Raw genomic sequence first — 20,498 nt, forward strand, 5'->3', positions numbered from 1 at the left:
CCCGGTCCCCACCGCCGGTCAGGGCACTCTCCCGCCCTGACCGGCGGTGGCTTATCCGTTGCTAGGTGCCTTCGAGCGCCCGTGCCATCAGCGCGGCAAGCTGCGAAACACGCATGCGATAAGTTGGGTAATCGGGCGCCGTATGCTTGATCCCTTTGAGAGCGGCGCAGAACACCTGCGCCACCTCTGCGGCCGTCCCGACGTTTTCGGGCAGATCTCTTTTCTGCAGCCATTCGGCATAGGCCCCAGACAGCGCCGCCTCGCCCGCCTCGATGGCCTCTGGCGCGACGCTCACACCAGCCTCGAACAGCTCCAAGCCATGCGCCGAGGACATCATCGCCTCCATCGTTGCCCCGCCATGGGCGGCAAAGGCATGCGCAACGCGGTCGGCCAGAGTGCCCTCTCCCTCCAGCGCCGCGCGGATGTCTTCGCGCGCCTGCCGGTAATAGGCTTCGACCAGAGCCGTGAAGATCGCTTCCTTGTTGCGAAAGTGAAGATAGACCGCCGGACGGGACATCCCTGCCCCACGCGCTATGTCGTCCATAGAGGTTTTGCGGAACCCATAGGCCGAAAAAGCCTGCCAGGCAGACTCGAGTATGGTCTGGGCCTTCGGGTCGGACAACATGGGATCAGCGGTAAGACGGTTCATACCCAAGGCTACTGACACTATTGCCTGATTTTGTCAATTGACACACTGACACAATTGACGCATTTTGTCACAACATCCACAAACAGAGGTCAGCCCAATGCCAACCACGCTCAGGATCAACGGAAGCGACCACGAGGTGGATCTGCCGCAGGATGTACCCCTGCTCTGGGTCCTGCGTGATGAAATCGGCCTTACGGCCACCAAGTTCGGCTGCGGCATTGCGGCCTGCGGTGCCTGCACCGTGCATATCGACGGGGTGGCGACGCGCTCCTGCCAGGTGGCGCTTGGCGATGTCTGGGGTGAGGTCACCACCATCGAAGGCGTCGGCACGCCCGAAGCCATGGCTGCAATCCAGCAAGCCTGGGTCGATCATCAGGTGGCACAATGTGGCTATTGCCAGTCCGGGCAGATCATGCAGGCCGCAAGCCTGCTGGCCGAGAACCCAGCGCCGAGCGACAGCGATATCGACGACGCCATGCAGGGGAACCTGTGCCGCTGCGGCACCTATCCCCGCATCCGCGCTGCCATCCATACCGCCGCCAAAATGATGCAGGAGGCGTGATCCATGGCCAGCTTCAAGAAAATCGCCCGCCGCAGTTTCCTAATCGGCTCTGCCGCCATCCTTGGTGGTGTGGCCTTTGGCACCTACAAGTACCATCAGCCCGCGCCCAATCCCCTGTCGCCGAAAGAAGGTCAGGCCGCACTCAACCCGTTTGTGATGGTGGATCAGTCCGGCGTGACCCTGGTCGCCCCCCGCGCCGAAATGGGTCAGGGGGTGCGCACCTCATGGGTAGCGCTGATCGCCGAGGAACTGGATGTGCGCCCCGAAGCGGTGCAGGTCATCCACGGCCCCGCCGCCAAGGCCTATTACAACAGCGCCATGATGGCCGAGGCCCTGCCCGGGCGCGGCTATGACGCCAGCAACTTCCAGCACTCGCTGGGGCAGGTCGTCGGCCATATGTCGAAATTCCTCGACCTGCAGGTCACCGGCGGCTCCTCATCCATGAAAGACGGGTTCGATCGCATGCGGATGGCCGGGGCCACCGCGCGTGAAACCCTGAAAGAGGCCGCGGCCCAGCGCCTTGGAACCTCGCGCGCGCTTTTGGATACCGAAGACGGCCATGTGATCGCCCCGGACGGCAGCCGAATCCCCTATACCGATCTGGCGGTGGAAGCCGCCGGGATCGACCCGCAAGAGGCCGCGCTGCGCCCGGCGGCGCAGTGGAAGTACGTCGGCAAGGACGTGCCGCGCCTTGATATGGTTCCCAAGGTGACCGGCACCGCGGGCTTTGGCGTCGACGTGCGCCTTGAAGGCATGAAGTTCGCCGCCATCCGGCAGAGCCCGCATTTTGGGGTGGGCAAGACCGCCTTTGACGCCAGCGCCGCAGAAACCATGCCCGGCGTGGAAAAGGTTCTGGATCTGGGCGATGCAGTTGCCGTGGTGGCAACCAACACCTGGCTGGCGCAACAGGCGGTGAATGCGATCGACGTGACATGGGAGCCCGCTCCCTACCCAGAAACCACCGATGCGATCTTTGCCGAAATCGACCGCGCATTCGAGGACAGCTCAAACTCCGTCCTGCGCGACGATGGCGATGTCGACAGCCTCCCCGAGGGGGCGCAGATCATCGAGGCCGAATACCGCCTGCCCTATCTGGCCCATGCCACAATGGAGCCGATGAACGCCACCGCGCTTTATACCGGTAACGCCTTGCAGATCTGGGCCCCCAATCAGGGCCCGACGGTGGTGCAGAAATCCGCCGCCGATCTTGCTGGATTGCCGAAAGAGGCCGTGGAGGTCCACACCACCTATCTTGGCGGTGGTTTTGGGCGCCGGATCGAGGTGGATTACACCAACCGCGCGGTCCAGGTTGCGATGCAGATGCGCGGCACCCCGGTGCAACTGACCTGGAGCCGCGAAGAAGACATGACCCACGACTTCTACCGCCCCGGCGCCGTGGCGCGCTATCGCGCGGCGGTGAAGGACGGCAAGGCGGTGATGGTACACGGCAAGATCGCCGCCCAGTCCACCACGGTGGAGGGCGCAGGCCGCATGCTTGGTCTGCCGATGGGTGGACCGGACAAGGGTCACGTCGATGCCGCCTTCAACCAACCGCTGGCGATCCCGAATTTCCGCGTCGAAGGCTATCTGGTGAAACCAATGATCCCGGTCGGATTCTGGCGCTCGGTTGCGGCGTCGTTCAACGGCTTCTTTTCGGACACCATTCTGGATGAGATGGCCCATACGGCAGGCCGCGATCCGCTGGAATTCCGGCTGGAGCTGGCCCGCGCCGAGTGGGAGCCAGCGGCACAGGTGCTGGAAAAGGTGCGCGATATGTCCGGCTGGACTGGCGAGACGCCCGAGGGCGTGGGGCGCGGTGTCGCGCTGGCCTATAGTTTCGGCACCCCCGTGGCCGAGGTGATCGAGGTGGTGGATGAGGCCGGCCAGATCCGCATCAACAAGGCCTGGATCGCCGCCGACATCGGCCTGGCCGTGGATCCCCGCAACGTTGAGGCGCAGCTGTTCAGCGGCCTTGCCTACGGTCTGTCAGCGGCCTGTTTTGGCGAGATCACCTTTGACGGCGGCGCGGTGGAGCAGCAGAACTTCCCCGATTACGAAGCCATGCGCATGCATACCATGCCAGCGGTCGAGGTCGCGGTTCTGCAAAACCAGACCCACATGGGCGGCGCAGGTGAACCGGGCACGCCCCCGGCAGCCCCGGCGCTGGCGAATGCGCTATTCGACCTCACCGGCAAACGCGCCCGCAGCCTGCCGTTGATGCACGAGTTCGACTTGCTGGTTTGAACCGGCGTGGCGAGAATATGAATAAGAAGAGCCCGCCGCTGATCCGGCGGGCTTTTTCTGCGTGCTAGCCTTGATGGTCGACAATCTGCACCTAACCGACCAACATGGTTGCACTGACTACGTGATCTCCTTACCCTTTGCGCAAATCTTCACCGACAGGATCTGAGCGGCTTGGACCAGTTCTTCACATTAGCTTTTGGATCTATTTTGTTTCTCGTGGGGTCAGTATTATGCTTGACGTCAATAAAGACTGTTTGGCTTCAGTGTGACAAAAAATCTTTGAAAATCAACCCTATATACAGGTATCTGTCGAACAAATCGCCAAGGTTTCACTTTGTGTCGATGGTCGCTTATCGTGTGTTGGCAATGGTATTCGGGACAGTGGCATTGATTTGGGGGGCCGCCGTTCTCATTGCGTCATGGTCTACCATGAGTTGACAAGTTCAATCGATGGCGGAGTCGAGATGCCCCGGAAAGCAATTCTTCTTTGGGCTCAAAGCGGACCAACGCGATTGGGAGGGGATATTTCGTTCACCCTCTCCCCCACGTTCGACTGAGACGAGCTCCCGATCAGGCCGACTTCTGCAACGGTTTTGGACGCGCACCATCCGCCCAGTCGCGCACGGCTTCGCCGAAGGCCTGGAACAGCGGGCGCGACACGGGGTCGTTCGCCGCGTCCCATTCCGGGTGCCATTGAACTGCGAGGGTAAATCCGGGCGCATCCTCGACATAGATGGCCTCGGGCGTGCCATCAGGGGCGTAGCCGTCGATCACGATGCGGGTGCCCGGCTGTTTGATGCCCTGCCCGTGCAGGGTGTTGGTCATCACCTCTTCGGCGCCGAACAGGCGGTGGAACACGCCGCCGCTGGTCAGCTTTACCGAATGGCGCAGGGCGAATTTCTCTTCCAGGGTGCCATCGGGGGGCATGCGGTGGTTCATCCGGCCCGGCAGATCGCGGATCTCGGGGTATAGCGTACCACCCATGGCGACGTTCACCTCCTGAAAGCCGCGGCAGATGCCAAGGAAGGGCTGGCCACGCTCGACGCAGGCGCGCACCAGCGGTAGGACGATGGCATCGCGGGCGCGGTCAAAGGCGCCGTGGGCTTCGGTCTCTTCCTCGCCGTATTCGTTGGGATGCACGTTCGGACGCCCACCAGTCAGCAGGAAACCGTCAAAGGTCTCAAGCAGTTCTTCCACCGAAAGGAAACGCGGATCCGAGGGGATCAGCAGCGGCATGCAGCCGGACACGTCGGCCACCGCTTCGGAGTTCATAGTTCCACCGGCGTGGGTGGGATACTGATCGTTCATCAGATAGGAATTGCCGATAATGCCAACTTTGGGCCGCGCCATGATCCACTCGCGAGTTGTTGCCTTTTGGTGACCCTAGCGGCGCAGCGCCAGGCATTCAACTCGTCAGGGTGGCGCAGGCGCTTGTTCAGGTACGCACAGGGGGCAAAGCGGTGATTTTTAACGCAATCCTGCGGTAACGCCGCGTCAAAACGAAACGGCCCGCACCCCGGAACGGGGACAGGCCGGTTCATTGTTCGCCATTGCACAAAGGCGGGAGATCAGGCCTCGCCGACCAGCCCCACGGCCTCGATCCCAGCCAGCGCCGCTGCGGCATCGTTGTCCGAGGTATCGCCGGTGACGCCCACGGCGCCCAGCACGGCGCCCTTCTTGTCGCGCAAGAGAACGCCGCCGGGGACCGGCACAACCTGACCACCATAGACGCCGTTCACGGCCGCCATGAAATAGGCCTGCTGTTCGGCCCGGGCCATCTGCGCCGAACCGGACATGCCCAGCATGACGGCGCCATAGGCCTTGCCGTGGGCGATGGCAAAGCGCCCCGGTGCGGCGCCGTCTTCGCGTTCAAAGGCCTGCACGTGCCCGCCCGCATCCAGCACCACCACCGACAGCGGCTTGAGATCCAGTTCGCGGCCCTTTTCCAGCGCCTTGCGGATGATGGTGCGGGCGCGTCTGAGTGAAATCGTCATCTGCGGTTTCCTTCTGATGAGTGTGTTTCAAAGAAAAGGTCCGGGGACAGGCCCCGGTCCGATCAATCGTATGGGTCAGCCAGCCGCCTTCAGCTCAAGCCGACGGGCGTGCAGCACCGGCTCGGTATACCCAGAGGGCTGAATGCGGCCCTTGAAGACCAGATCGCAGGCCGCCTGGAAGGCGATGCCGTCAAACCCGGGCGCCATCGGACGATAGGCCGGATCACCGGCGTTCTGCCCATCGACCACGGCGGCCATCTTCTGCATCGCCGCCATCACTTGCGGCTCATCCACGATGCCGTGGTGCAGCCAGTTGGCCAGCGCCTGAGAGGAAATCCGGCATGTCGCGCGGTCTTCCATCAGGCCGACGTTGTTGATGTCCGGCACCTTGGAGCAGCCGACGCCCTGATCGACCCAGCGCACCACATAACCAAGGATGCCCTGGGCGTTGTTCTCGATTTCCTTGGCGATCTCATCATCCGACAGGTTCTGCCCTTCCATCACCGGGATGGTCAGCAGGTCCGCGAGGCTGCCACGGGCACCGCCTGCCTTTAGTTCGTCCTGGCGCGCCAGAACGTCGACCTTGTGATAATGCGTCGCGTGCAGGGTCGCAGCGGTCGGGGACGGCACCCAGGCGCAGGTAGCACCGGATTGCGGATGGCCGATCTTGGCCTCCAGCATCTCACCCATACGGTCAGGCATGGCCCACATGCCTTTGCCGATCTGCGCGCGGCCCTTCAGACCACAGGCCAGACCGATATCGACGTTGCGATCCTCATAGGACGCGATCCAAGGGGTCGATTTCATCTCACCCTTGCGCAGCATGGCGCCTGCTTCCATCGAGGTGTGGATCTCGTCACCGGTCCGGTCAAGGAAGCCTGTATTGATAAAGGCGACGCGGGATTTGGCGGCGCGGATGCATTCCTTGAGGTTCACAGAGGTGCGGCGTTCCTCGTCCATGATGCCGATCTTGACGGTGTTGCGCGGCAGGCCCAGCGCCTCCTCGACATGGTCGAAGATCTTCACCGCAAAGGCGACCTCTTCGGGGCCGTGCATCTTCGGCTTCACCACGTAGACCGAGCCGTGCAGCGAGTTACCGCCTTCGGACTTCAGGTCATGCATGGCGATCAGCACGGTGATCATGGCGTCCAGGAAGCCCTCGCCCGCTTCGCGGCCTGCGCTGTCCAGAACCGCCGGGTTGGTCATCAGGTGACCAACGTTGCGGATCAGCAGCAGCGAGCGGCCTTTCAGCGCAGCCACCTCGCCTGCGGGCGTGGTGTAGGAGATGTCGTCGTTCAGCACGCGGGTGAAGGATTTGCCGCCCTTGCTGACCTCTTCGGCCAGATCGCGCTTCATCAGGCCCAGCCAATTGGAATAGGCCTGAACCTTGTCCGCTGCATCGACGCATGCGACAGAATCTTCACAGTCCATAATGGTGGAAAGCGCCGATTCCAGGGTGATGTCGTTGATACCTGCGCTATCGCCCTTGCCGATATTGCCGGTGGCGTCGATCTCGATAATCGCGTGCAACCCGTTGTTTTTCAGGAAAATCCGCGACGGGGCCGAAGCCTCGCCGACGTGGCCCGCGAATTGTGCCGCATCCTTCAGCGCCGGAACCAGCGCACCATCCGCGACCGACAGGGCGTCGATATCGGACCAGGAGCCAGCGGCCAGCGGGAAGGTTTCATCCAGGAACGCCCTTCCCCAGGCAATCACCCGGTCGCCGCGCGCCGCGTCATAGCCGCCACCTGCGGGCAGATCGCCCATGGCATCGGTGCCGTAAAGCGCATCATAAAGCGATCCCCAGCGGGCGTTCGCCGCATTGAGCGCAAAGCGCGCATTGGTGATCGGCACCACCAACTGCGGCCCCGGGGTATGGGCGATCTCGGGGTCGACGTTCTCGGTTTCGATTTCGAAATCATCGCCTTCGGGCACAAGATAGCCCAGCTCGCGCAGGAAGGCGGTATAGGCCACAGCGTCATGCCGCTGGCCGCGGCGTTCAACGTGCCAGGCATCGATGCGGCCCTGGATGTCTTCGCGTTTGGCCAGCAGGGCGCGGTTTTCATCGCCCATGCCATTCACAAGGCCGGACAGCCCCGCCCAGAAAGCATCGGCGCTGACACCGGTGCCCGGCAAAGCCTTGGCTTCGATAAAGTCAGCCAGCTCGGATGCGACCTGCATCCCGTGAATGTCTTTCATGTCTGCCATCGGCTCTCTCCTCGCAGGTAAACGTTGGTCAGTTTCCCCGATACAGGAAAAGTTTCCTATCGGCAACAAGGGTGGTAAACCTTTTTTACCAATTTAGGCGCAGCTGTTTCAAATCTTCTTTGCAGATGCGCCCTTTGCCATGCCGCGACAACGGGCCGAGCAATAGATGACCTGATCCCAGTCCCGCGCCCATTTGCGCCGCCAGGCAAAGGGGCGCGCGCAAACCGGGCAGGTCTTCGTCGGCAGCTCTGTTTTCTTCCTCATACGTGCCATTAAAAATCAAAACTCAGCTGGTCAGCGCCCTTCGCAGGCTTTTTGACCTGCCTGCCCCGGGTCGGCGGGGATTTGCGGCTGGCGTGTTTCTTCACGATACGGCGGGCGACGGGGCGAAATCCATCCTGCTGCCGTACAGCCCAGACCGCATCGCGCGCCGCCCGCGCCGCCGTCTGCACATCGACGATAGGGGCCGGATATGCCTGCCCCAGCAGCCGCCCAGCACCCTGCCACTTCCACGGCTCCTGCAGGAACCGGTCCGGCACCTCGGCCAGTTCCGGCAACCATGCCCGGGTAAAGGCGCCTCTGGGGTCCTGATCCAGCCCCTGTTTCACTGGGTTGTAGATCCGCAGGGTGTTCATCCCCGTAGTGCCTGACTGCATTTGCACCTGGCTCCAGTGGATGCCCGCCTCGTAATCGGTGAACATGCGCGCCAGATGTCGGCCGGTTGCCCGCCAATCGAGCCACAGATGATAAGAGGCTACCGACATCACCATCGCCCGCATACGGAAATTGAGCCATCCGGTGGCGGTCAGGCTGCGCATGCAGGCATCAATAAAGGGCAGCCCGGTTTCGCCCCTCTGCCAGGCCACCAGTCGAGCGGCATCCGGCTCCATGGGCCTGAGCCCCTCAAACGCCGGGTGCAGGCAACGGTGTTCGATATCAGGCTGGTCCTCCAGCTTCTGCATGAAGTGATCCCGCCAGGCCAGACGCGCCTGAAAGGATTTCAACGACCCGGACCAACCGGCCTTGCGCCCTACCTCTTGCCCGGCTTTCGTGGCCTGCACCACCTCGCGCACGGAGAGCGTGCCAAAGGCGAAATGCGGCGACAGGCGGGAACAGGCCGTCGCCCCCTCCAGAGGCGATGACATGGCGCGGCGATAGTGCTGGCCGCGATGGTCCAGAAAACTGTCAAGGCAGCGCAACCCCGCCCGGCGTCCGCCCGGCTGCGCATTGACAGCCCCGTCAGGCATCAGACCAAGGTCTGCGGCCGCAGGCATCGGATCGCTGTCGCAGTGTATCGCGTCGACGAAATCGGGCGCACTTACCGGCGCTTGCCCCATGAAACCGTCCCGCGCCCGCTGCCAGCCGTCCCGCGCCGCCAGCCCGCGCACCACTCCGCATTGCGGCAACTCGGTCCAGCGGATGCCGCGCGCCCGCGCCCACCCCGCGACACGCTTATCACGCGAATAGGTCCAACCGTTTCCGGTTTCCTCATGGCTGACCAGATGGTCGACAGCGTACTGCCCCGCCAGCCCTTCCAGCACCTCAACCGTATCTCCAACACGAAGAACCAGATCCGCACCACAGCGGCGCAGCGCCTCACGCAGGCCGGGCAGGCTTTGCCGCAGGAAATCATACTGTCGGGCAGAGGCATCCGGCAGCCGCCACAAATCCGGTTCGACAACATATAGGCACAGGACCGGCCTGCCCAAGGCGACCGCATGTGCCAGCGCCGGATGATCCTCGATGCGCAGATCGCGCTTGAACCACAGGATTGTCGTCATTGCCGGGCGGCGCCTCCTTGTCTGCTGCCCCGCGCCAAGGGCCGGGCGCGATTTGCGCGCTCTGCGCTTGCTGCTCCGGGCTGCATTGCATACCACTATGTTCAAGATACGCGCGCCCCTGCCTGCCGGTTCAAAACAATCCAAGCAGGAAACGCGCCGCGCCACAGATGCAAAGGACCCCGCCATGAAAGATGCCGCACCCGAAACCGCGCCCGAGACATTCTATCTGAAGGACTACACGCCCTTCGGGTTCGAGGTGCAGAGCGTCGAGCTGACCTTCCGGCTGGCGCCCAAGGCGACACGGGTTCTGAGCCGCATCCACTTTGCCCCGAAGCCCGGCGCAGAGAACCCGGAGTTTTTCCTGCACGGCGAACAGCTGACCCTGATCAGCGCAGCCGTGGATGGCGCCCCCGTGACCCCGACACTTACCGAGGGAGGTCTGACCTGCGATGTGCCAGACCAGCCCTTTGTCTGGGAGGCCGAGGTCGAGATCGACCCACAGGGGAACACCGCGCTCGAAGGGCTTTATATGTCGAACGGCATGTATTGCACCCAATGCGAGGCCGAGGGATTTCGCAAGATCACCTTTTACTCCGACCGCCCCGATGTGATGTCCACCTTCAAGGTCCGCATCGAAGGGGATGAGCCGGTAAAACTCTCCAACGGCAACCCGACCGCCAGCGGTGCGGGCTGGGCCGAATGGCACGACCCCTGGCCCAAACCTGCCTATCTCTTTGCTCTGGTGGCGGGCGATCTGGTCAACCATCCCGACAGTTTCACCACCATGTCCGGCAAGGAGGTCGAACTCAACATCTGGGTGCGCCCGGGGGACGAGGGCAAATGCGCCTTTGGCATGGAGGCGCTGAAGAAGTCCATGAAATGGGACGAGGATGTCTATGGCCGCGAATATGACCTAGATATCTTCAACATCGTGGCCGTGGATGACTTCAACATGGGCGCGATGGAGAACAAGGGCCTCAATATCTTCAACTCCTCCTGTGTGCTGGCCTCGCCCGAGACCTCGACCGATGCCAATTTCGAACGCATCGAGGCGATCATCGCGCATGAGTATTTCCACAACTGGACCGGCAACCGCATCACCTGCCGCGACTGGTTCCAGCTCTGCCTGAAAGAAGGCCTGACCGTCTTCCGCGACGCCCAGTTCACCGCCGATATGCGCTCCGCTCCGGTCAAGCGGATTTCGGACGTGATCGACCTGCGCGCCCGCCAGTTCCCCGAGGACGGCGGCCCGCTCGCCCACCCGGTCCGCCCCGAACAGTTCCAGGAAATCAACAACTTCTACACCGCCACCATCTATGAAAAAGGCGCCGAGGTGATCGGCATGCTGAAACGTCTGGTGGGCGATGAAGATTACGCCAAGGCGGTAACGCTGTATTTTGACCGCCACGACGGGCAGGCCTGCACCATCGAGGACTGGCTGAAAGTCTTTGAGGACGCCACCGGACGCGATCTGTCGCAATTCAAACGCTGGTACAGCCAGGCAGGCACGCCGCATCTGAAAGTGTCGGAAGACTATGCCGATGGCACCTACACGCTGACCTTTGAGCAAAGCACGCCGCCCACCCCCGGCCAGCCGGACAAGGATCCCCGCGTGATCCCCATCGCGGTCGGCCTGTTGGGTCCGAACGGCGATGAGGTCTGCGCCACCCGGGTGCTGGAAATGACCGAGGCAAAGCAAAGCTTTACCTTCGATGGGCTGGCCGCAAAGCCGGTTCCTTCGATCCTGCGCGAATTCTCTGCGCCGGTGATCCTGGAACGTGACACATCCAACGCCGAGCGCGCCTTTTTGCTGGCCCATGACACCGATCCCTTCAACCGCTGGGAGGCCGGCAATGCGCTTGCCCGCGAAGCGCGGGTTTCCATGGTGCTCGAAGGCGCCGCGCCGGATGCCGATTACCTGGATGCGCTACAGAAACTGCTGCGCGACGACAGCCAGGACCCGGCATTTCGCGCGCTGGTACTGTCGCCGCCCAGCCAGTCCGACATCGCCCAGACCCTGTTTGAGCGCGGCCATGTGCCGGATCCGCAAAAGATCTTTGATGCGGCGGAAACCTTTGTTCAGACCCTGGCACAGCAGCTCGCCGACAGCCTGCCCAGGCTTTATGCGGATACCACCGTTTCAGGCGCCTATTCCCCGGATGCGATAAGCAGCGGCAAGCGTGATCTCAACGGGCGCATCCTGTCGCTTCTGACCCGGCTTGACGGCGGTCAGCAAGCGGCGCGCCAGTATGAAGACGCCGACAACATGACCCAGCAATACGCAGCCCTCGCCTGCCTGCTGAAGGCTGAAAAAGGTGATGCGCAATCGCAGGCCTTCTTTGACCAATGGAAAGGCGACCGGCTGGTGATGGACAAATGGTTTGCCTTGCAGATCGCCTCAGCCGCGCCGGAAACCGCTGCGTCCGTTGCGCGCGATCTCACCCAGCATGAATTGTTCACCCTGAAGAACCCCAACCGGTTCCGCGCGGTGATGGGGGCACTGGCAGGCCATCACGCCGGGTTCCACCATGCCTCGGGCGCGGGCTATCGGTTGCTGGCCGAGAACCTGATCGCCCTTGATAAGCTGAACCCGCAGACCACCGCCCGCATGTGCGCCGCCTTCCAGACCTGGAAACGCTACGACGCAGACCGTCAGGCGCTGATCCGGACGGAGCTGGAGCGGATCGCGGGCACCGAGGGGCTGAGCCGTGACACCACCGAAATGGTGACCCGGATCCTGGATGCCTAAGGGGAACACTCCTCCCATGCCGAAAACCGCCCCTGTGGAAGACTATCACTTCCGTCGGAAGGGGCGGTCTCCCGCACTGGTTCTGGCGCTGACAGCCTGGCTTGCGGCGCTGGCCGGGCTGTATTTCTATGCGCAGGCAACGCCATGGCTGATTGCGTTGTTGTTCCTGCCGGTCATTCCCGGCCTGTTCGATCTGGTAAAGAATCCGGGCTCCGGCCTTGATGTGACGGCGGAGCAGATCGTCTGGTTCACCGGCGGCGAGCAGACGGACCTGCCGCTGTCACGCATCGCGCGGCTGCGGCTTGATACCCGGCTGGATCTTTCGATCCGCGCAACTCTGATCCTGACAACGGGCAACAAGCTGCGACTGCCGCAGCCCGTCGTGCCGCCTGTGGCCGAGCTGACCCACGCGCTGGATCAGCGCGGCATCGCCCATGAGCGGCATCATTTCTCACTTTTTTAGTATTATTTTACAGGTTTACCCTGTTCATTATACCTTTTCGAAAGGACCTCTCCCGTTTTTCCGGATCGGCTCCTTCAGTTCCCCAGAGCTGCCATTTTTGCGCCGCAATGCGCCATCAGTTTGCGAGGGACGAAGCAGTACCAATTCGCCGGAAACGAGAATGCCAAGATCCCCCTTTCAACTTTCGGATATCCTGTCCCGCCTCCCCGTTTCCCTGCCTGACCGGCTGAAACGACGCGACGCCACGACCGCCGTTGCGGCACCGGCCTCAGTGCGCGCTGAGCCAGCGGCCCACTATGCGCGTCCGGAGGATAGCCTGTCGATCTCGATCTGTACCGAGAGCGACGAGGATACCGCCTGCTGTGCCTTGCAGAAGGAGGGGCAGTTCCTTGCCCGACAAGAGCGCTGGCAGGAGCTCTCGGACCGGATCGCAGAGGCCGATCAGGCACGGTTCACCACTCCCGGCGGCATGCCCGAGGCCGAGCTTCTGGCCTATGGCGCACGCGCCGATGTGGTCAACGCGGTGGAGCATGCCCTGAATGACGGGCAGCCCCGCGATCAACGGCAGCTTATCGACGGGGTGATGGCACTAGAGGCCATCCGCAAGGATCACCGCAAAGACCCCTATCTGACCGCGCTGATCGCGCTGGCCCATATCGATATCGGCTGGGTCTGGCGAGGTCCGGGACTTGAGGAAACCGTCTCCAAGGTACACCTGCGGCGCTGCGCAGCCCATTTTGAACGCGCTGCCACGCTGCTATCGGGCATCGCGCCCGGTCTGCCCGGCAGCGCCTTCCTTGCAGCGGCGGACTGCGCGCTCTTTGCCGCCCGCCGCGCCGAAACGCTGCATGTGGCCGATGCCTATGCCCGGCTGATCGATCTGGCACCGCAGAACCACCGCCCCATGCGCGCCCTTGGGCTTCAGATGCTGCCACGGTGCTCCGGTTCCTATCCGGCGCTGGAGCTGGAGGCCCGCCGCACCGCTTCGCGCACGCAGGATATCTGGGGCTCCGGTGGCTACACTTGGGTCTATTTCGACGCCCTTGCCACCGACTCGGCAGCCGGGGCCCTGGTCGATCCGCAGTTTTTCATCGACGGTCTGAAGGACATCCTGGCCGCCCATCCCTCGCAGGATATGGCGAACCTTCTCAGCGCCTATTGCGCGGTGGCACTGGGCGGCGCGCAGATGGATGGCACCACGCCGCAGACGCCCCGGCAGGAAATCGCAAGCGCCGCCAGCTGGCTGATCCGCGACCACCTGCGCGAAGTGCATCCGCTGATCTGGGCCCATGCGGCGAACGGGTTTGACAACAGCGCCCGAGTTACCTCGCTGCGCCGCTTCTCGGCCCGCGGGCAGGCACAGGCTATGAGCTTTATCGCGCAGATTTTCCGAGATGAGATCGCCCATGGCCAGAAGATCGCCATCACACCGGACGGGCTGCATGTGACCACCGGCTAGGCGTGCGCCCTCGGGCAACGCAGCACTGTCAACAGACACAGAAAAGGCCGGGACATGCCCGGCCTTTTGCGTTGCGGCTTCATCCGGCGTTCAGGTTTTCTTGAAGGCATCCATCAGTGCTGCGCCCAGCGCGCCGGTGGCGCCACCTTTCTCCTGCGCCGGTTTCCCCTTGGGGCCTGCCGTCATCTTCCCCCGCGCAGGCGGTTTGCCACCGCGACGGTTGCCCGGCCCCTGCCCCGGACCGGCGCTGCGTTCCTTGCGGTTTTCCCGGGCCGACGCGCCGCCGTCCTTTTTCATCGTCAGGGCGATCCGTTTACGCGGCACGTCCACCTCGGTCACGGTGACCTTCACCACCTGCCCGGCTTTCACCACCTCATGCGGGTCCTTCACGAACCGGTCAGCCAGCTGGCTGACATGCACCAGGCCGTCCTGATGCACGCCGATATCCACGAAGGCGCCAAAGGCTGCTACATTGGTCACCGTGCCTTCCAGCACCATGCCCGGTTTCAGATCGGTGATCTCTTCGACCCCGTCGGTAAAGGAAGCGGTGACAAAGCTGGGACGCGGATCGCGGCCGGGTTTTTCCAGCTCGCTCAGGATGTCGCGGACCGTGGGCAGGCCGAAGCTGTCGTCGACGAAGTCTTCGGCGCGGATGCCGCGAAGAGCCGTGTTATCCCCCATGATCTGGCGGATATCCCGCCCGCAGGCCGCCACGATCTTGCGCGCCACGCCATAGGCCTCCGGGTGCACAGAGGACGCATCCAGCGGCTCCTTGCCGTCGCGGATACGCAGGAAGCCCGCGCATTGCTCAAACGCCTTGGGACCAAGCCGCGAAACTTTCAACAGCTCCTTGCGGGACTGGAACGCCCCGGCGGCATCCCGATGCGCCACGATCGCCTCGGCCAGCCCGGGGCCAAGCCCCGAGACATGCGCCAGAAGCGGCGCCGAAGCCATGTTGAGGTCGACGCCGACGGCGTTCACCACATCCTCGATCACCGCCTCCAGTGATTTCGACAGTTTGTGCTGATCGACATCGTGCTGGTACTGGCCAACGCCGATGCTCTTGGGCTCGATCTTCACCAATTCGGCCAACGGGTCCTGCAGACGGCGGGCAATGGAAACCGCGCCGCGCAAGGAAACATCGAGATCGGGAAATTCCCGCGCCGCCAGTTCAGAAGCCGAGTAGACTGAGGCGCCCGCTTCGGAGACCACCACCTTGGTCGGCGCCTTGATCTTGGTCGGCAGATTCTTCAGCACCTCGGCCACCATCCGCTCGGTCTCGCGAGAGGCGGTACCATTGCCGATGGCGATCAGCTCGACGCCGTGCTCCGCGATCAGCTTCAGGATCGATACCTGCGCCCCGCGCAGATCGTTCTTGGGCTGAAACGGATACAGCGTCTCTGTGGCCACCAACTTCCCGGTCGCATCAACCACTGCCGCCTTGACGCCGGTGCGAATGCCCGGGTCCAGCCCGAGGGTCGGTCGCGCACCGGCTGGCGCTGCAAAAAGGAGATCCTTGAGGTTGCGGGCAAAGACCTGGATCGCATCCTCCTGCGCCCGGGCGCGCAGATCGCCCATCAGTTCCAGCATCATCGACAGCGACAGTTTCACCCTCCAGGTCCAGCCTGCGACCTTGCGCAGCCATTTGTCGCCGGGCCCATCGCCGCCAGCCCCCAGAACCGCGGCCACCATGGCCTCGGCCTTTGCCACGCCCTCTTCCGGGTCGGGGCCGATATCCAGCGTCAGCACGCCTTCGTTCGAGCCGCGCAGCATCGCCAGCGCCCGGTGCGAGGGTACATCGGCCCAGCGTTCGCGATGATCGAAGTAATCAGAGAATTTGGCGCCTTCCTGCTCCTTGCCTTCGACCACCCGTGCGGTCAGCAAGGCGTCGCGCTGCAAGAACTCGCGGAGCCGACCCAGAAGGTCGGCGTTTTCCGTCAGGCGCTCGGTCAGGATATCGCGCGCACCGTTCAGGGCATCCTTCACCGTCGCCACCGCCTCGGTGATATAGCTTTCGGCCAACGCCTCGGGCTCAAGGTTGCGGTCGGCAAGGATCGCCTCGGCCAATGGTTCCAGCCCGTTTTCCCGCGCGATCATCGCCTTGGTACGACGCTTGGGCTTGTAGGGCAGATAGATATCTTCAAGCTGCGCCTTGGTCTCGGCCTTGGCAATCTTGGCAGCCAGATCGTCGGTCAGCTTGTCCTGACTGCGGATCGATTCGAGGATGGTTCCCCGGCGCGCTTCGAGTTCGCGCAGGTAAGAGAGGCGCTCGTCCAGGGTCCGCAGCTGGGTATCGTCCAGACCGCCGGTCACCTCTTTGCGGTAGCGGGCGACAAAAGGCACCGTCGCACCCTCATCCAACAACTGCACGGCGGCGCTGACCTGTTTGGCGGCAGCGCCGATTTCGGTTGCGATGGTCTGGGCGATGCGGGCGCTGATCTCGGGCGATGTATCCACGGGCGGGGTCCTCTTCCTTGGCGCGGTCATGGCGCGGGGAGACCCTTCTTAGCCTTGGCGACAGGAGCCGCCAAGGGGGTGACGAATGCACCTGCGCGCATCCGCCATTTTTCAGCCGTCAGGGCGCTCAGAAGTAGATGAAGTCATCCCAGCTGAGCTCAGAGGCACTGACATTTTCAAGCAGCACCGTATCGCCCGCGCCATAGCCAACCAGCGTGCCATCGACCACCGAGGTGATGGTGATTTCCCCCTGGGTCACAACCTGCATTTCCAGCAAGTCGACACCCACTTCGAAATCGGTGATGACGTCAGCGTTGCCGCCTTGCTCAAAGGCGAAGACATCGAACCCGACGCCGCCGCTCAGGATGTCATTTCCGGTACCGCCAGCCAAATAGTCAAAGTCGGCACCGCCGCTGATCACATCGTCGCCGTCACCGCCAATCAGGTAGTCAAAGCCATCACCACCCGTGAGAACGTCGTTACCATCCCCGCCAAGCAGATTGTCATCGCCTGCCCCGCCATGCAGCGTGTCGTGTCCAACACCCCCGTCAAGGCTGTCATGACCCGCGCCACCAAACAGCGCATCCTCGCCAAAGTTGCCCAGCAGCTCGTCACTCCCTGATCCGCCATAAACAACATCGTTGCCGCCATCGGCCCAGATGTAGTCATTGCCAAGTCCGCCATCCAGCGTGTCAGCGCCATAGTTGCTGGAGATGATGTCATCCTGGGCACTGCCGATAAGGTTGCTCGCCTCGATACCGTCGATGGTGATGAAGCGGTTGCTGTAGAGGAATGTCATCTCGCTGAAGTCATAGCTGCCGCCGGCCTCCAGGCGCAGGCCTTCGTCTTGCCCGGCAACCCCCAGCTGGATCTGCTCGATACCGCGCAGCTCTGCATCCGCGCTGATGCGGTTGTTGTCGCTGCCGGTGAATTTCAGCGTGTCGATCCCGGAGCCACCGCTCACGACGCCATCCAGGCGCCCGTCCGCCGTCTCGTGCAGGATGAGATCATCGCCGCCGCCCCCGTACAGGGAATCGCGGCCCTCGCCACCATCCAGAGTGTCACTGCCATTGCTGCCGGAGAGAAGGTCGCCGCCAGAGCTGCCGACCAGGTGATCATCGCCATCCCGTCCAAAGATGCGATCATCGCCAGCATCACCCCAGATGTAGTCATCGCCAAGGCCGCCATCCAATGTGTCGTCGCCAGAGTTGCTGATGATACTATCGTCCTGGGCACTGCCGGTGACTTTGGTCGCCAGCGTGCCATCGACAAAGATATCGCCGGTGCTGTCCAGGAACGTAATCGCGCTGAAATTGTAGAGGCCGCCAGACTCAAGCCGCAAATGGCCCGGTGTCTCCGCATCGCCCAGCTGGATCTGCTCAATGTCGATCAGCTGCGCATTCGCACCGATGGAGGCATTGTAGGGGCCGACAAACCTCAGTGTGTCGATCCCGGTGCCGCCGATCACGACGGTGTTCAGAGGCCCGTAAAGCGTGTTGTATTCGATCACGTCGGCGCTATCGGCATCCACCAGGGTAAAGTCCGATTGGTCGATATTGGCGGCATCGACGTTTTGCAGGAAGATACTGTCACCTTCGCCATAGGTCACAAGGGTACCGCCATCGACAGCGGCAATCGTGACATCGGACCAGGCCGCACCGCGTATTTCCAGCGTATCCTGTCCATCGACAAAATCGGTGATGGTGTCCATCCCATCCCCGGAGCGGAAGGCAAAATGGTTAGCACCAGCACCGCCAGTCAGCCTGTCAGAGCCACTTCCCGCGTAGAGGGTGTCGTTGCCAAGACCGCCATCGATCACATCATCGTAAGCGGTTCCGAAAAGGATATCGTCTGCGTCTGTTCCAGTTTTAATATTCGCCATATCGCCGGTGTCCTCTGTTGAATATGGTATTTGCCATGCGTCAGCAAAAACCCGCACAGGGTGCATTTGAACTCAGCAAAACAACCTTATCGAGTCTTTGATGTTTCCAATTTTTCGCTTAGGGCGAGGTGGTCATCTGGGCAGAGGCTCCTTCCCGGCGTCGAATAGCCCTGATTTTGTTATCCCGGCGGGAAAGCCACGGCCCGAAGCGATGGGCACGATCCGCGTCCATCCGGGCCGGACATTTAAAAGAGACACTTTGAACTAAACTGCAGGCCACAGGGGCGCTGCCGCCATTGCCTCTTGCTCCTCGCGCCCGGCGGCCCTAGAACGCTGGGCAAACCAGATATTAGGAGCCGGCACCCATGCTCGACCTGACATATGAACTCCCCAAGCCCAAGGTGATCTCGGGCGCCAAGCATGACTGGGAACTGGTCATCGGCATGGAGGTGCATGCCCAGGTCAGCTCCAATGCGAAACTCTTCTCTGGCGCCTCGACCCAATTCGGCGCCGAGCCGAACTCCAACGTCTCTTTCGTTGATGCGGCGATGCCCGGCATGCTGCCGGTGATCAACGAATATTGCGTCGAACAGGCGGTGCGCACCGGGCTGGGCCTCAAGGCGGATATCAACCTCTGGTCCGCATTCGACCGCAAGAACTACTTCTACCCTGACCTGCCGCAGGGCTATCAGATTTCGCAGCTCTACCACCCCATCGTCGGCGAAGGCGAAGTGCTGGTCGAACTGGGCGACGGCACCGCGCGCATGGTGCGGATCGAGCGTATCCACATGGAACAGGACGCGGGCAAGTCGATCCACGACATGGACCCGGCGATGTCCTTTGTCGACCTGAACCGCACCGGCGTCTGCCTGATGGAGATCGTCTCGCGCCCCGATATCCGCGGTCCCGAGGAAGCCGCCGCCTATATCGCGAAGCTGCGCCAGATCATGCGCTATTTGGGCACCTGCGATGGCAACATGCAGAACGGCAACCTGCGCGCCGACGTCAACGTGTCTATCTGCCTGCCGGGCGCCTATGAGAAATACCAGGAAACCCAGGATTTCTCGCATCTCGGCACCCGCTGCGAGATCAAGAACATGAACTCCATGCGCTTCATCCAGCAAGCAATCGAGGTGGAAGCCCGCCGCCAGATCGCCATCGTCGAAGCTGGCGGAGAGGTCGAGCAGGAAACCCGTCTTTACGATCCGGACAAGGGAGAGACGCGCTCCATGCGTTCCAAGGAAGAAGCGCATGATTACCGCTACTTCCCCGATCCCGACCTGCTACCGCTGGAGATCGAACAGGACTGGGTGGACGGTATCGCCGCCAACCTGCCCGAGCTACCGGACGAGAAAAAGGCCCGCTTCATCGCGGACTTCGGCCTCACCGACTATGATGCTTCTGTGCTGACCGCAGATGTGGAATCGGCCGCCTATTTCGACGAGGTCGCCAAGGGCCGCAACGGCAAGCTGGCCGCCAACTGGGTGATCAACGAGCTGTTCGGCCGCCTGAAGAAAGAAGACCACGACATTACCGACAGCCCGGTCTCCCCGGCGCAACTGGGCGGGATCATTGACCTGATTTCCTCGGACGCCATTTCCGGCAAAATCGCCAAGGACCTGTTCGAGATCGTCTACACCGAAGGTGGCGACCCCGCGAAGATCGTCGAAGAGCGCGGCATGAAGCAGGTGACCGACACCGGTGCGATTGAGACCGCACTGGACGAGATCATCGCCGCCAACCCCGCGCAGGTGGAAAAGGCCAAGGTGAACCCGAAACTGGCGGGCTGGTTCGTTGGTCAGGTGATGAAGGCCACCGGCGGCAAGGCCAACCCCAAGGCGGTGAACGAGCTGGTCGCCAAGAAACTGGGCTGAGCCAATCAAACCTTATCAAAAGGCGCTCCAACTGGGGGCGCCTTTTTTGTCGCGTTTACCCCACAAGGGCAGCGCCCCACCTAGGTCGGATACAAGTTCGACCCTACCCTCACAATCGGCTGCTTATCAGCGAAAGTTATTTTCGCGCATGCCCCTGTCGAATTACGCCCCCCCCC

General features: G+C 62.4%; 14 protein-coding genes. 6 read left to right on the forward strand and 8 right to left on the reverse strand.

Annotated elements, in window-relative coordinates; translation table 11 throughout:
- Positions 1–61: 61 nt before the first annotated feature.
- Positions 62–649 carry a TetR family transcriptional regulator gene (locus AC5SSZ_RS10155; RefSeq protein WP_495438109.1) on the reverse strand — a complete coding sequence of 196 codons (588 nt, stop codon included), beginning with the start codon at positions 647–649 and terminating at the stop codon, positions 62–64.
- 97 nt (positions 650–746) lie between these two features.
- Between AC5SSZ_RS10155 and AC5SSZ_RS10160 the strand changes: the two genes are divergently transcribed.
- Together AC5SSZ_RS10160 and AC5SSZ_RS10165 are read left to right on the forward strand one after the other, a co-directional pair.
- Positions 747–1,211 (forward strand): (2Fe-2S)-binding protein, encoded by a 465-nt coding sequence (locus AC5SSZ_RS10160; RefSeq protein WP_495438110.1) that lies wholly within the window; start codon positions 747–749, stop codon positions 1,209–1,211.
- A gap of 3 nt (positions 1,212–1,214) precedes the next feature.
- Entirely contained in the window at positions 1,215–3,455 is a 2,241-nt protein-coding gene (locus tag AC5SSZ_RS10165; RefSeq protein ID WP_495438111.1) for a xanthine dehydrogenase family protein molybdopterin-binding subunit, read from the forward strand.
- A gap of 570 nt (positions 3,456–4,025) precedes the next feature.
- On the opposite strand, the gene AC5SSZ_RS10170 is transcribed toward AC5SSZ_RS10165, so the two are convergent.
- The 5 genes from AC5SSZ_RS10170 to AC5SSZ_RS10190 all read right to left on the reverse strand — a co-directional run bounded on the left by AC5SSZ_RS10170 (position 4,026) and on the right by AC5SSZ_RS10190 (position 9,438).
- Positions 4,026–4,805 (reverse strand): gamma-glutamyl-gamma-aminobutyrate hydrolase family protein, encoded by a 780-nt coding sequence (locus tag AC5SSZ_RS10170; RefSeq protein ID WP_495438112.1) that lies wholly within the window; start codon positions 4,803–4,805, stop codon positions 4,026–4,028.
- 218 nt (positions 4,806–5,023) lie between these two features.
- Complete coding sequence (locus tag AC5SSZ_RS10175) at positions 5,024–5,449, reverse strand: GlcG/HbpS family heme-binding protein (RefSeq protein ID WP_274828862.1); 426 nt, start codon at positions 5,447–5,449, stop codon at positions 5,024–5,026.
- Between the two features lie 75 nt (positions 5,450–5,524).
- Positions 5,525–7,648, reverse strand: a complete 2,124-nt coding sequence (locus AC5SSZ_RS10180; protein ID WP_495438334.1) for a malate synthase G — start codon at positions 7,646–7,648, stop codon at positions 5,525–5,527.
- A gap of 117 nt (positions 7,649–7,765) precedes the next feature.
- Positions 7,766–7,930 (reverse strand): DUF2256 domain-containing protein, encoded by a 165-nt coding sequence (locus AC5SSZ_RS10185; RefSeq protein WP_495438113.1) that lies wholly within the window; start codon positions 7,928–7,930, stop codon positions 7,766–7,768.
- Positions 7,930–9,438, reverse strand: a complete 1,509-nt coding sequence (locus tag AC5SSZ_RS10190; RefSeq protein ID WP_495438114.1) for an FAD-binding domain-containing protein — start codon at positions 9,436–9,438, stop codon at positions 7,930–7,932. Before AC5SSZ_RS10190 ends, AC5SSZ_RS10185 begins: the two co-directional genes overlap by 1 nt.
- 184 nt (positions 9,439–9,622) lie before the next feature.
- Between AC5SSZ_RS10190 and pepN the strand changes: the two genes are divergently transcribed.
- The 3 genes from pepN to AC5SSZ_RS10205 all read left to right on the forward strand — a co-directional run bounded on the left by pepN (position 9,623) and on the right by AC5SSZ_RS10205 (position 14,109).
- Positions 9,623–12,187 carry an aminopeptidase N gene (pepN, locus tag AC5SSZ_RS10195; protein WP_495438115.1) on the forward strand — a complete coding sequence of 855 codons (2,565 nt, stop codon included), beginning with the start codon at positions 9,623–9,625 and terminating at the stop codon, positions 12,185–12,187.
- A gap of 16 nt (positions 12,188–12,203) precedes the next feature.
- Positions 12,204–12,650, forward strand: coding sequence for a hypothetical protein (locus AC5SSZ_RS10200; RefSeq protein ID WP_495438116.1), 447 nt, complete (start codon positions 12,204–12,206; stop codon positions 12,648–12,650).
- 160 nt (positions 12,651–12,810) lie between these two features.
- On the forward strand, positions 12,811–14,109 hold the full coding sequence (locus AC5SSZ_RS10205; RefSeq protein ID WP_368947520.1) for a hypothetical protein: 1,299 nt from the start codon (positions 12,811–12,813) through the stop codon (positions 14,107–14,109).
- 90 nt (positions 14,110–14,199) lie between these two features.
- Here the strand turns inward: AC5SSZ_RS10205 and AC5SSZ_RS10210 are convergent, their stop codons facing one another.
- Positions 14,200–16,566, reverse strand: coding sequence for a Tex family protein (locus AC5SSZ_RS10210; protein ID WP_495438117.1), 2,367 nt, complete (start codon positions 16,564–16,566; stop codon positions 14,200–14,202).
- Between the two features lie 127 nt (positions 16,567–16,693).
- Complete coding sequence (locus tag AC5SSZ_RS10215; RefSeq protein ID WP_495438118.1) at positions 16,694–18,448, reverse strand: calcium-binding protein; 1,755 nt, start codon at positions 18,446–18,448, stop codon at positions 16,694–16,696.
- 365 nt (positions 18,449–18,813) lie between these two features.
- Between AC5SSZ_RS10215 and gatB the strand changes: the two genes are divergently transcribed.
- Positions 18,814–20,322 carry an Asp-tRNA(Asn)/Glu-tRNA(Gln) amidotransferase subunit GatB gene (gatB, locus tag AC5SSZ_RS10220; protein WP_495438119.1) on the forward strand — a complete coding sequence of 503 codons (1,509 nt, stop codon included), beginning with the start codon at positions 18,814–18,816 and terminating at the stop codon, positions 20,320–20,322.
- The last annotated feature ends 176 nt before the right edge of the window (positions 20,323–20,498 follow it).

This window comes from Phaeobacter sp. CC-HEC084 (assembly GCF_059429255.1).